The 12,254-nt window shown below is 72.1% G+C and carries 9 protein-coding genes and 1 pseudogene; 5 read left to right on the top strand and 5 right to left on the bottom strand.

Translation table 11 applies throughout. The features are described from left to right. Positions 1 to 18: 18 nt before the first annotated feature. From AB0D27_RS13230 to AB0D27_RS13220, 3 genes are read right to left on the bottom strand one after another with little or no spacing between them, the layout of a single operon-like run. Positions 19 to 1,356, bottom strand: coding sequence for a coenzyme F420-0:L-glutamate ligase (locus AB0D27_RS13230; RefSeq protein WP_362506718.1), 1,338 nt, complete (start codon positions 1,354 to 1,356; stop codon positions 19 to 21). Positions 1,357 to 1,364: 8 nt separating this feature from the next. Beyond that, on the bottom strand, positions 1,365 to 2,324 hold the full coding sequence (gene cofD, locus AB0D27_RS13225) for a 2-phospho-L-lactate transferase (RefSeq protein WP_362506491.1): 960 nt from the start codon (positions 2,322 to 2,324) through the stop codon (positions 1,365 to 1,367). Between the two features lie 41 nt (positions 2,325 to 2,365). Further along, a complete protein-coding gene (locus AB0D27_RS13220) occupies positions 2,366 to 2,890 on the bottom strand; it encodes a cysteine dioxygenase family protein (RefSeq protein WP_362506488.1) in 525 nt (174 codons plus the stop codon). A gap of 690 nt (positions 2,891 to 3,580) precedes the next feature. Between AB0D27_RS13220 and AB0D27_RS13215 the strand changes: the two genes are divergently transcribed. The 3 genes from AB0D27_RS13215 (at position 3,581) to AB0D27_RS13205 (ending at position 9,313) form a co-directional block, all read left to right on the top strand. Then, positions 3,581 to 3,844, top strand: a complete 264-nt coding sequence (locus AB0D27_RS13215; RefSeq protein ID WP_003975777.1) for a WhiB family transcriptional regulator — start codon at positions 3,581 to 3,583, stop codon at positions 3,842 to 3,844. A 319-nt stretch (positions 3,845 to 4,163) separates the two neighbouring features. After that, positions 4,164 to 7,817, top strand: a complete 3,654-nt coding sequence (locus AB0D27_RS13210; protein WP_362506485.1) for a glycosyltransferase — start codon at positions 4,164 to 4,166, stop codon at positions 7,815 to 7,817. Next, positions 7,814 to 9,313, top strand: coding sequence for a DUF5719 family protein (locus AB0D27_RS13205; protein WP_362506483.1), 1,500 nt, complete (start codon positions 7,814 to 7,816; stop codon positions 9,311 to 9,313). The genes AB0D27_RS13210 and AB0D27_RS13205 overlap by 4 nt, the downstream gene beginning before the upstream one ends. Before the next feature lie 54 nt (positions 9,314 to 9,367). Here the strand turns inward: AB0D27_RS13205 and AB0D27_RS13200 are convergent, their stop codons facing one another. Next, positions 9,368 to 9,817 carry a metallopeptidase family protein gene (locus AB0D27_RS13200; RefSeq protein ID WP_362506715.1) on the bottom strand — a complete coding sequence of 150 codons (450 nt, stop codon included), beginning with the start codon at positions 9,815 to 9,817 and terminating at the stop codon, positions 9,368 to 9,370. Between the two features lie 251 nt (positions 9,818 to 10,068). Here AB0D27_RS13200 and AB0D27_RS13195 point away from each other — a divergent pair, with 251 nt between their 5' ends. Then, on the top strand, positions 10,069 to 10,548 hold the full coding sequence (locus tag AB0D27_RS13195; protein ID WP_362506480.1) for a DUF3499 domain-containing protein: 480 nt from the start codon (positions 10,069 to 10,071) through the stop codon (positions 10,546 to 10,548). A 38-nt stretch (positions 10,549 to 10,586) separates the two neighbouring features. On the opposite strand, the gene AB0D27_RS13190 is transcribed toward AB0D27_RS13195, so the two are convergent. Then, positions 10,587 to 10,802: a hypothetical protein gene (locus AB0D27_RS13190; protein ID WP_362506477.1), complete on the bottom strand. Its 216-nt coding sequence runs from the start codon at positions 10,800 to 10,802 to the stop codon at positions 10,587 to 10,589. Between AB0D27_RS13190 and AB0D27_RS13185 the strand changes: the two are divergent. Next, positions 10,787 to 12,233, top strand: a pseudogene (locus tag AB0D27_RS13185) (L-lactate permease). The gene AB0D27_RS13190 and the pseudogene AB0D27_RS13185 overlap by 16 nt on opposite strands. The last annotated feature ends 21 nt before the right edge of the window (positions 12,234 to 12,254 follow it).

The raw sequence follows: 12,254 nt of genomic DNA, 5'->3' as shown, positions 1-12,254 counted from the left end.
GCGGAGGCACCGGACGGCTCAGCGCACCTCGATGAAGGCGGCGGCGTCCCGCGCCGGCCGGGCCCTCGGCTCCTCAGCCGCGTGTCCGACGGCCACGGCTCCCATCGGATCCCATTCTTCGGGCAGCCCCAGCACCTCCCGTACGACATCCCGGCAGAACATCGTGGACGACACCCAGGCCGATCCGAGCCGCTCCCCGGCCAGCGCGACCAGGAAGTTCTGCACCCCGGCCCCGGCCGCGACCACGAACATCTCGCGCTCGGCCCCGTCGCGCCGTATGTCGCCGTACGCGTGGGAGCCGTCCATCACCAGGCACGGCACCACGAGATACGGCGCGTGGCGCAGCACATCCCCGCGGCGCACCCGCTTGGCGATGGACTCCTCGCTCTTCCCGTCCGCGCGCAGATCCCCGATCCACGCGTCCCGCATGGCGTCGAGCAGCCGCGTCCGTGACTCCTCGGACTCGAGGAGGACGAACCGCCAGGGAGTGGTGTGATGCGGCGCCGGAGCCGTCACCGCGGCGGCGACGGCACGCCGTACGGCATCGGGGTCGACGGGCTCGTCGGTGAAGGCCCGTACGGTACGCCGCTGGGTCACCGCCTCTCGTACGGCCTCCGAGGTGCCCAGTCGGAACATGTCGTCGCGCGCTCCGCGCACCATCGCGCGCGCCCCCTCGCCGTCGTCGTCGGCCAGCACGTGCGGCAGCCCGCGCACGACGGCGACGGGCAGCCCGGACGCCTTGCCCTTGACCAGGTCACCGGCGGCGGCCAGCTCGTCGGCCGTGGCGACGACGGTCGCGCTCAGCGGATTGCCGTACGCGTCCGTGCCGCCGCGCAGATCGTCCAGCACCCGCACGCCCGCGGCTCCGATGGCGACATCGGTGAGCCCGGTGCGCCAGGGCCGCCCGAACGTGTCGGTGATCACGACGCCGACCTCGACCCCGAGCGTGTCCCTCAGTCCGTCCCGGATGGCCCGCGCGGACGCGTCGGGGTCCTCCGGCAGCAACAGGACTGTCCCGGCGGGGGTGTTGGAGGCGTCGACGCCGGCGGCGGCCATCACGAGTCCCTGCCGGTTCTCGACGATCCGCAGGGCTCCGCGCCGCGCCACGACCCGTACGGTCTCGGCGTCGATGGCGGCCTCACGGTCGACGGCCTCGACGATCCGCCCCTCCGCCTTGGACACGATCTTGGAGGTGACGAGGAGTACGTCCCCGTCCACGAGCTCCGGCTCGGCCGCTGCGACCAGCTTCGCGAGATCGTCCCCCCGACGGACCTCGGGAAGCCCGCCGAGTGCCCAGACGCGATAGCTCGCCGAAGGACCGGGCCCGCCGTTCGCGAGCGTGCCCTCCGGAGGCAGTCCTCTGCTCAAGGCGTCCGCACCTCCTCCGCCAGTGCCAGCGCCTCGCGAGCCATCCGCGCCGTCGCGTCCAGGTCGGACATCAACAGCGGCACGGCCCGGCACCGGATGCCCGCCGCCCCCACGCGCTCCACGGCCGACGCGTCCACCGTGTCGACGAGCCAGCCGTCGAGGAGCCCCGAGCCGTAGTGCTCGGCGACCGCCGCCGCCGTGGACTCGACGCCCACCGCGGCCAGCACCTTGTCGGCCATGCCGCGCACGGGCGCGTCCCCGACGATGGGGGACAGGCCGACGACGGGCACGCCCGCGTCGGCGATGGCCTCCCGGATGCCGGGTACGGCGAGGATCGTGCCGATGGAGACCACGGGGTTGGACGGCGGGAAGAGGACGACGTCCGCCTCGGCGATGGCTTCGAGCACCCCGGGCGCGGGCTTGGCCTGCTCGGCACCCACCGGGACGACGGCCTCAGCCGGCACGGAGGCCCGCAGCCGCACCCAGTACTCCTGGAAGTGGATGACCTTGCGCTCGCCCTCCAGCTCGACGGCGACGTGGGTCTCCACCCTGTCGTCGGACATGGGGATCAGCCGTACGCCCGGCTTCCACCGGTCGCACAGGGCCTCGGTGACGGCGCTGAGCGGGTAGCCCGCGCCCATCATCTGCGTCCGCACGATATGCGTCGCGAAGTCACGGTCGCCGAGTCCGAACCACTCGGGCCCCACCCCGTACGCCGCGAGCTCCTCCTTCAGGTGGAAGGTCTCGTCGGCCCGACCCCAGCCCTGTCCCTCGTTGATGCCGCCGCCGAGCGTGTACATCACCGTGTCGAGGTCCGGGCAGACCTTGAGCCCGAAGAGGTGGATGTCGTCGCCGGTGTTGCCGATGACCGTGATGTCCGCGTCCGGCACGGCCCGCTGGAGACCACGCAGGAATCGGGCACCACCGATACCGCCTGCCAGAACCACAATGCGCATGGGTTCAGTCTGGCAGGCGGGTACGACAACGCGTCAGGCGGTTACGAGACCTCGGCGACCGCGCAGTGGGCCACGGGGGACCCCGCGGTCGAACGAAGCTGAGACTGGGGGCGCATCGGCATCTCGGTAAGACCCGGGTAATAGACGTGCAGGCTCACGGCCGGTTCGAGGGAGTCGTTGCCGACCTCGTGGATGTAGCCGGGCGCGAACACGCGCTGTGTGCCGGCGCCCAACGCGCGCGTGCCGCGGTCTGTTCGCTCCGTCAACGCGCCGTCCAGGACCGTCAGTACGCCGGAGGAGTCGCCGTGGTCGTGCAGCCCGCTGCTCTGCCCGGGCACCCAGGAGAGCAGCCACACCTCGTAGCCGGGGCCGGTGCGCAGCCGGTGGTACCAGCGTGAGGTCGCGTCGTACTGGACGAGGTGCTCCCACTGGGAGCGGTCGGCGGCGATGGAGCGGGCGAGTCCGACGAACTCGGCCACGGTGGTGGGGTGCTCGCGCGGCGGCTGGAGAAGGTGCGGTACTTCGAGGATGTCGCCGGCGATCTGGAGGTCGCTGTCGCTGTTCATGGGTGCGGTGGTTCCTCGGCGGGAGAGTGCTGGGGTGTCGCAGATCGTTCCGTCCGGATCACGGACGGGGGTGTCGCCCGGGTAGGGGCGGGCAGTCGCCCCTGTATGGAGCGGGCGGCAGCCGGAGCGCGGTATGGCTCAACAGCTGGAACAGCAACGACAGCTACGGCGAGCGCGGGCAGCACCGTCGGACCCGGCGGTGCGGGTCGAGGGGAGCGCCAAGTTCGCGAGCATGCCCATAAGAACACCGGCTCACACTTCCGCTGTCAACTTCATGTCCGCTATGTGAGAGATGTTTCACCTCATCCGGTTCATCTCGCAGGCGAAAGGTTTGTTCAGGAGTCGCCCCGGACACATGGCGCACAACCGGGCGCACAAACCTCGCTGCGACCCCGTGATCGAAATGTGATCCGGTTCGCTTTGAGGTCCGTGTCGGAACGAGATCGAACTCCTGGACGTCCTTCCTTGTGCGGGGTCGGGCGTCTGACCTGGCCTCCTTGGGCTGTCAGGGTTTATGCCGATTTGAACACTTTCCGCATAGCCTTGGTTCCGCAGAGTGAATAAGGGGCCCAATAGCAGATCTCGGCTTGACTGGCCCGGATCGGCACACTTGTAATTTCACTCGTGTCGTTCAGCCGAAATCGGTAACGACAGCATCACGGGGACGCGAAAGACAGACGAGGGGCGCACATGACCGAGCTGGTGCAGCAACTGCTGGTCGACGACGCGGACGAGGAACTCGGCTGGCAGGAGCGCGCGCTGTGCGCCCAGACCGACCCCGAGTCCTTCTTCCCCGAGAAGGGCGGCTCCACCCGCGAGGCCAAGAAGGTCTGCCTCGCCTGCGAGGTCCGCTCCGAGTGCCTCGAATACGCGCTCGCCAACGACGAGCGGTTCGGCATCTGGGGCGGTCTGTCAGAGCGCGAAAGGCGTCGCCTGAAGAAGGCGGCCGTCTGAGAAACGGTCGTAGCGCGCGCAGGTGCGTGCCGCGCAAAGTAGTCGTACGCGCGCAGGTGCGTGCCGCGCAAAGTAGTCGTACGCGCGCAGGTGCGTGCCGCCCAAAACAGTCGTACGCGCTCAAGTGCGCGCCCCGTGTGCCGCTGACCAAACGGCACACACCCCTACGTAACGAACGGCCCGTCGCGGGTGGGTTATCCACAGGCGGCGGGCCGCCGTCTTGCCCAGCCGTTAGTGTGGGCCCTCGTCCGAGACGTCCCGCTGTCCCCGCCGGACACAGACGTCCACCGCAGTCCATCGAACCGGGGCCCGTACCTCGATGTCCGTGCACAGCCATTCGGCAGCCCATCACGACGCCGCTGCCACTCCTGAGTTCCCGCGCCACGTGGTGACCGCGGTGCTCGTCTCCCACGACGGCGCCCGCTGGCTGCCCGAGGCGCTCGCCGGGCTGCTCGGCCAGGAGCGCCCCGTGCAGAACGCGGTGGCGGCCGACACCGGCAGCGCGGACGACTCCGCCCAGCTGCTCACCGACGCGCTCGGTGCCGACCGCGTGCTGCACCTCGCCCGCCGCACCGGCTTCGGCCAGGCCGTCGAGGAGGCTTTCCGCACCGCCAGTGTGCTCACTCCGGACGACCTGCCCTACCTGAAGCGCCCCAGCGGCTGGGACCCCGTCACGCGCACATGGCGCGACGACGCCTACGACATGCCGGAGCTCCCGCACGGCGAGCCCGAGCAGTGGCTGTGGCTGCTGCACGACGACAGCGCCCCGGAGCCGGACGCCCTGGCACAGCTGCTGCGCGTCGTGGAGAACGAGCGGGAGCTCGGCAAGGAAGTCGCCGTCGTGGGCCCCAAGCTCCGCGGCTGGTACGACCGCCGCCAGCTCCTCGAGGTCGGCGTCACCATCGCCAACTCAGGCCGCCGCTGGACCGGGTTGGACCGCCGCGAACAGGACCAGGGCCAGCACGACCACGTCCACCCCGTGCTGTCCGTGTCCACCGCCGGCATGCTGATCCGGCGCGATGTCTTCGAGGAGCTGGGCGGCTTCGACCGCAGGCTGCCCCTGATGCGCGACGACGTCGACCTGTGCTGGCGCGCCCAGGCCGCGGGCCACCGCGTCCTCGTCGCCCCTGAAGCGGTCGTACGGCACGCCGAGGCGGCCTCCCGGGAGCGCCGCACCGTCGACTGCGTGGGCCGCACCTCCGCGTCCCCGCACAAGGTCGACAAGGCGGGCGCCGTCTACACGCTCCTCGTCAACGCCCGTACGGCGCAGCTGCCCTGGATCCTGATCCGGCTGGTCCTCGGCACCTTGCTGCGCACGGTCGCCTACCTCGTCGGCAAGGTCCCCGGACAGGCCGTCGACGAGATCCGCGGCCTCCTGGGGACGCTGCTGCGCCCCGAGCGGATCATCGCGGGCCGCCGCAGACGCGGTCGCCCGCAGGTCGACAAGGGTGAGTTGCGGGCACTGTTCCCGCCGCCGGGCGCGACCGTCCGGGCCACCGTCGAACAGGTCGCGGGCAACTTCGTGGACCGCTCCGATCCCGAGATCACCTCCGGTGCCGGACGGCACGGCAGCGCGGTCGAGTCGGGACCGGGCGGCGACGACGCCGACTTCCTGGAGATCGAGCAGTTCGCCCGGCTCAAGCGCGTCGCCCGCAATCCCGGTCCGATGCTCTTCCTGGTACTGCTGTTCGTCTCGTTGCTCGCCTGCCGCCAGCTGCTCGGCGGCGGGGCGCTCGCGGGCGGCGCGCTGCTGCCCGCGCCCGCCGACTCCTCCGAGCTGTGGGCGCGTTACCTCGACGGCTGGCATCCGGTGGGCGCGGGCGGCACCCAGCCGGCGCCGCCGTACCTCGCCCTCGTCGCACTGCTGGCCTCGCTGCTGCTCGGCTCCACCGGACTCGCGGTCACCGTGCTCCTGGTGGCGTCCGTGCCGCTGGCCGGCTTCGCCGCCTACTTCGTTTCCCGGCCCCTCGTCGAGTCGCGTCTGCTGCGCGCCTGGGCGTCCGTGGCGTACGCCTTCCTGCCCGCCGCCACCGGCGCGCTCGCGGGCGGCCGCATCGGCACCGCCGTCCTCGCGATCCTGCTGCCGATCACCGCGCGCGCGGGCATCGCCGCGAGCGGCCTCGCGCACTCCTCGGGGGCGCGCGGCAGCTGGCGCGCCACCTGGGCGTACGCCCTACTGCTGACGTTCACCATGGCGTTCACGCCGATCGTGTGGCCCATCGCGCTGGTCCTCGCGATCGCGCTCCTCGTAGTGCGTCGCAAGGAAATCACCGCCTATGGGCCGCGTTTCCTGGCCCAGTTCGGCACCCCGCTGCTGATTCTCGCGCCCTGGTCGCTGACGCTGCTCCCGTTCGGCTTCTTCAAGGAAGCCGGTCTGGAGTACGGCGACGGCGCGGCCTCCGCGCTCGACCTGCTCGGCGCCAGCCCCGGCGGCCCCGGGACCGTCAGCGGGCTGATGCTGTTCGGCATCGTGCTGGCCGCGCTGGCCGCCCTGATGCGCACGCAGCGCCAGGCCGGGATCTGGACCGCCTGGGCCGTCGCCCTGGTGGCACTCGTCTTCGCCGTGCTGTCCAACAGCTCCACATGGGCCGGACCCGCCACCCTCGTCTACGGCCTCGCGCTCCTTGCATCCGCCGCCCTCGGCGCCGACGGGGCACGCGCGCGCGTGGCCGAGCAGAGCTTCGGTTGGCGCCAGCCGGTGGCGGCGCTCATCGCCTTCGCCTGCGTGGCGGGCCCGCTGCTCGTCGCGGCGGGATGGGTGATCGGCGGCGCCGACGGGCCCGTGGAGCGCCGCGACCCGGTGCAGGTGCCCGCGTTCGTCGCCGAGGAGAGCGGCACCCGCGACCAGGCCCGCACCCTTGTCCTCGACAGCCGGTCGGCCGCCAGGGTCGGCTACACGCTGGTGCGCGGCTCCGGCGCCCGCCTCGGCGATGCCGAACTCGCCTCGGCGGGCGGCGACAGCAAGAAGCTCGACAAGGTGGTCGCCAACCTCGTGGCGGGCTCCGGCGCCGACCAGGCCGACGAACTCGGCGGTTTCGCCGTGCGGTACGTCCTCGTCCGCAAGGGCGCGCCGCGCGACGTGAGCCGCGTCCTGGACGCCACGCCGGGCCTGACCCGGCTCAGTCAGCAGGACGGCAGCGCCCTGTGGCGCGTGGACCAGCAGGTCTCGCGCGTCGCGATCGTCCCCAAGGCCGGCGACTCGCAGTCCATCGCCGCCGGACCCGTCGAGGTGCACACCACCATCCCCTCCGGAGCCGACGGCCGCGTCCTGCGCCTCGCCGACACGGCCAACGAGGGCTGGACGGCAACCCTGGACGGAAAGCCGCTCACCCGCACCACGGTCGACGGCTGGGCCCAGGGCTTCGAACTTCCGTCGAACGGCGGCAAGTTGGACGTCACCTTCGACGCCCCGCTCAGCCACACCGGCTGGCTGTGGGCGCAGGGCGCGCTCGCCGTCGTCCTCGTGGTGCTCGCCCTGCCCGGCCGGCGCCGGGACGTCGACGACGACCTCCCCGAGGAGCGGGCCGTCCCCGCCCAGGACGTCACGGGCGAGGGCCGCCGCGCCCGCCGCCTGCGCGCCCAGGCCGAGGCCGAGCAGGTCGCCCAGGACTCCGACGCCCTTCCTCCTCCGGAGGAGGAGGTTCCGGCCGCTCCCGCCGCCGTCCCTCAGCAGCAGACATACGGCGAGTGGGACACCCCGAGCTACGCGGGCGCCGATTACGGCACCTACGGCGGCGAGCAGTACCAGGGCCAGCAGTACCCGGCGGGCACCTACGAGCAGCCGTACCAGGCGGACCCCTACCAGAGCGGCCAGTACGACCCGTACACCTACGGGGGTACGACGGCGTACGACCAGACATACGGCGGCCAGGGCTACGACACGGCCGGCCAGGGCTATGACACGTCCTACGACCCGGGCACGCCCCCGCCGCACGGCACCGACAGTGAGCGCCCCGACGGGAGCCAGCAGTGAACCGCACCACCCTGTCCCTGATCGCCGGCGCGACCGCGCTCGCCGCCGTCACCGGATTCGCCACGCTCACCGCACCGGCCGCCTCCGGCGACAACACCGCGAAGACGGCCGCACAGTTGCCCGTCGAGCGCACCAGCCTGCTCTGCCCGCAGCCGAGCGTCTCGGACATCGCCGAGACCGCGTACACGTCCTTCACGCCCGTCACGAGGGGCGCGAGCGACAGCGGCAAGGCCGAACTCCAGGCCGCCACCGAGGAGTCGGCGGACGCGACCGGCGGCAAGAAGACCGGCAAGAAGGCCGCCAAACCCGTCGTCGAACCCGCGGAGCCCGGCAAGCCGGCCACCGGCGACAGCTCGGGTGCGGAGGCGCCCGCCCTCGTCGGCACCGCCGAGGGCAAGTTCGCGCCGGGCTGGACCGTCCAGGAGACCACGGTGGTCGCCGCGGGTACCGGGCGCGGCATGCTCGGCACCAACTGCACCGCCCCGGACACCGAGTTCTGGTTCCCGGGCGCCAGCACCGCCGCCGACCGCACCGACTACGTGCACCTGACCAACCCGGACGACTCCGCCGCCGTCGTCGACATCGAGCTGTACGGCAAGGACGGCACCCTCAAGTCCACAGTGGGCGACGGCATCACGGTCCAGCCGCACGCCAGCGAGCCGATCCTGCTGAACACGCTCACCGACGACCCGCAGGCCAACCTCACGGCGCACGTGACGGTCCGCAGCGGCCGCGTCGGAGCCGCCGTACAGGCCCTGGACGACAAGCTCGGCGGCGACTGGCTGGCCGCGTCCACGGATCCCGCGGGCAGCCTCGTCCTGCCGGGCATCCCGAAGGACGCCACGTCCGTGCGGCTCGTCGCCTTCGTGCCCGGCGACACCGACGCCGACCTGAAGGTGCGCCTCGCCTCGCCCTCAGGGCTGATCACCCCCGCGGGCAACGAGACGCTGCACGTGAAGTCAGGCATGACGACCGCGATCGACCTCGGTGACCTGACGCGGGGCGAGGCGGGCTCGCTGGTGCTGACGCCCAGCGGCACGTCGGTGCCGGTCGTCGCCGCCCTGCGGGTCGTGCGCGGCAAGGGCGACAAGCAGGAGACCGCGTTCATCCCGGCCACCGGCCCGGTCGCCGCGCGCGCCACCGTCGCCGACAACAGCTCCAAGGGCTCCACGCTCGCCCTGGCCGCCCCCGGCCGCACCGCTCAGGTCAAGGTCACCGCGTCCGCGGGCAGCGAGGGCGGTTCGGCGGCGACGAAGACGTTCACGATCAAGGGCGGTACGACCCAGAACGTCGAGGCGCCGGTCCCGAGCGGCCTCAAGGGGACGTACGCCCTGACGGTCGAGCCGGTCTCCGGAGGCCCCGTCTACGCCTCTCGGATGCTCGCGGCCGCCGAGGGCGGCGTGCCCGGCTTCACGGTCCAGACCCTCCCGGACGACCGCGGAACGGTGGCGGTGCCGGAGGCGGCACAGGACCTCTCGGTGCTGCTGAAGCAGTGATCCATTACGGATGATCACCGGGCCCTCGTAGCGACCCGGTGATCCAGCAGGCCCTCAGTCCTCGCCGTACCGCGGATCCACCGTCTCCGGTGTCAGCCCCAGCAGCTCCGCGACCTGCTCCACGACGACCTCGTGCACCAGGGCGGCGCGCTCGTCGCGGCCCTTGGTGCGGATCTCGACGGGGCGGCGGTAGACGACCACGCGCGCGGGACGGCCCTCGCGCGCCGGGATCGTGCCGCCCAGGGGCACCGCCTCGTCGCTCCAGCCCTCGCCCGAGCCTTCCAGGCGAGGGACTTCGAGGACCATGAAGTCGATGTCGGCCAGCTGCGGCCAGCGCCGCTCCAGCCGTTCCACCGAGTCCTGCACCAGGTCCGCGAACACCTCGGCGCGGCTCGCGGCGAGCGGCACCTGGGGCGGCGCGACGGGGCCACGCATGCCCCTGCCATGGCGGTCACGACGGCGGGGCCCGGGTGCGGCGGCGCGGGGCGGTACGGGGTTGTCCATCACCTGCGAAGCGTAGTCCCCGGGCCGCCGCGCCGCCCGGTCCCCACGCGGCTGCCCACGGACCGGCCGCAGGGAGCCGGGCGACCTTCCCGGATGTCGCTCGATGACCATTCCAGCCAAGCTTGGGCTCGATTCCGTATCCCTCCAAGACCGTCGCTCACATGGCAATTGACGTGGTTTGCACCAAGTGGTGACCGGATTCAGGTCTGTTCGGCATCTCGTCACCCGATGTCGCCCCAGGTCAGGGCGGAATGCCCGGGGATTCATGTGGGCGGTGTCACAGCACGACACGGTGGGGTGACCTGGGGGAGAGTCGTCGCGGCCCGCTCAAGAGTGCGGTACCGTCCAACATCGTGAGCCCTGTACGTCGCTGTTCGCGCACCGCTTGCGGCCGTCCCGCCGTCGCGACGCTGACGTACGTCTACGCCGACTCGACCGCGGTCCTCGGCCCGCTCGCCACCTACGCCGAACCCCACTGCTACGACCTGTGCGCCGAGCACTCCGAGCGCCTCACCGCGCCGCGCGGCTGGGAGGTCGTCCGGCTCGCCGATGCCTCCGCTCCCTCCCGTCCCAGCGGCGACGATCTGGAAGCGCTTGCCAACGCGGTGCGGGAGGCGGCCCGTCCGCAGCAGCGCGCCGCCGAGGCCGGTGGCGGCGGCACCCGTTCGGCCAACCCGACGGAGGTCGCGCGCCGCGGCCACCTGCGGGTACTGCGTTCGCCGGACAACTGAGCGCACCGCACACACCCCCGCTGCAATGCGTACGTCGATCACTGAGCGACGCCCGCCCACTGACGCGGAGTTATCGCGGACACGACCAGTCCGTCGCCGTGAGAAATCGCTTTCCGCATCACATCCGGGAAGGCGCCCGTGTACGTCCAGGAACTGGAACACATCGCCCACTCGCTCGGCTGTCCGCCCTCGCCGCGGCCCTGCCCCTCGTCCTCGTGTTCGTCCTGCTGGGTGGCGTATGCACGAAGGCCCACTCAGCGGGTCTGACCGGCCTGCTGGCAGCCGCACTGGTCGCCTGCTCGTTGTTACCGGCATGCCGGTCGGCCAACCGCTCTCCAGCGCCGCGCAGGGAGCTGTCTTCGGCGTCTTTCCCATCCCGCGGATCGTCCCCACCCTGTGGATCGTCGTGAACGCCCTGTGGGTGTACCGGATGACCGTCCGCCCCCCGGCACTTCGACATCCTGCGCCGCTCGTTCGGTCGACTGACCGACGACCCGACCCGCGCGTCCAGGCGCTCGCCGTCGCCTTCTGCTTCGGCGCGCTCCTGGAAGCCCTCGCGGGCTTCGGCGCGCCTGTCGCGAGCTGCTCGGTCATGCTGGTCGCGCTCCGCTTCGACCCGGTGCGCGCGGCGGTCGTCCGCGCTCGTCGCCAACACCGCGCCGGTCGCCCTCGGCGCGATGGGCTCGCCGGTCGTCCGCGCTCGTCGCCAACACCGCGCCGGTCGCCCTCGGCGCGATGGTCACGCCGGTCGTCCGCGCTCGTCGCCAACACCGCGCCGGTCGCCCCCGGCGCGATGGTCACGCCGGTCGTGACGCTCGCCCAAGTCACCGGCCTGCCGCTGGATTCCGTCGCCTCCGTAGTGGGCCGTCAGACCCCGCTGTCGGCCCTCGTCGTGCCCCTCGGTCCGGTCGGCCTGGTCGGCCTGGTCGACGGTCGGCGCCATCAGTGGGGGTTGCGCGAAGCGCGTAGTTGAGGAGCGGTGGTCGGGCGACGGGCGGGAGCGAGACCCGGGCGCCCACCCTGGCGTGCGGAGTCGCCTTCCCCGCGGTTCAGTTCGCCGCCTCGAACCACGTCTCCGCACAACTCGCCGACGTCGTCGCCTCCTTCACGGCGCCGCAGCCCTGGTCGCCGTGCCGGGGCAACCCGGCGCGCAGGAGGCTGGCGTGGTGTGCACGGCCGTCGTCCTCGGGGTGCACGCGCGCGTGGTGGTCACGGAATGGCAAGCGACCGTGCACGAGTTGAGGTTCGCCGTCCTCACCGTGACGTCCGTGCTCGCCCTCGCCCACATCATGAACCTCTCCGGACAGGCCGCCACGATCGGCCACTTCGTGGCCACGGCCGGCGCGGGGGCCGCCTTCTTGTCACCCGTTGCGTGATGGTTCGGCGTGGCGGTCTCCGGTTCCGACACGTCGGCGAACGCCCTGTTCGGTGCACTCCAGGAGCAGGCGGCGAGGGAGTCGGGCCTGTCTCCCGAGCTGCTGGCCGCCGCCAACAGCTCGGGCGGTGTGCTCGGCAAGACGATCTTGCCGCAGAACCTGACCATCGCGCGCGCGGCGGTCGGGCTCGCGGGCCGCGAGGGCCACCTGCTGCGCAAGGTGCTGCCGTGGAGCGCCGGGCTGCCGCTGGTCACGTGTCTGATCGTGGTGGGGCAGAGTTCACCCGTACTGGATTGGGCGCTGCCCTGAGACGGGTGGGTTTCCACCAGG

This window comes from Streptomyces sp. NPDC048415 (genome assembly GCF_040651675.1).
Classification (GTDB): Bacteria; Actinomycetota; Actinomycetes; order Streptomycetales; family Streptomycetaceae; genus Streptomyces.
Note: the sequence above shows the minus strand (reverse complement) of the source record. Positions and strands in the feature narration are given on the sequence as shown.

Bases quoted from the DNA above. Each gene is read 5' to 3' on its own strand.
- AB0D27_RS13195 (WP_362506480.1), top strand. From the start codon at position 10,069: ATGCCCGGGGATTCATGTGGGCGGTGTCACAGCACGACACGGTGGGGT.
- AB0D27_RS13215 (WP_003975777.1), top strand. From the start codon at position 3,581: ATGACCGAGCTGGTGCAGCAACTGCTGGTCGACGACGCGGACGAGGAA.
- AB0D27_RS13220 (WP_362506488.1), bottom strand. From the start codon at position 2,890: ATGAACAGCGACAGCGACCTCCAGATCGCCGGCGACATCCTCGAAGTA.
- cofD (WP_362506491.1), bottom strand. From the start codon at position 2,324: ATGCGCATTGTGGTTCTGGCAGGCGGTATCGGTGGTGCCCGATTCCTG.
- AB0D27_RS13200 (WP_362506715.1), bottom strand. From the start codon at position 9,817: ATGGACAACCCCGTACCGCCCCGCGCCGCCGCACCCGGGCCCCGCCGT.
- AB0D27_RS13210 (WP_362506485.1), top strand. From the start codon at position 4,164: ATGTCCGTGCACAGCCATTCGGCAGCCCATCACGACGCCGCTGCCACT.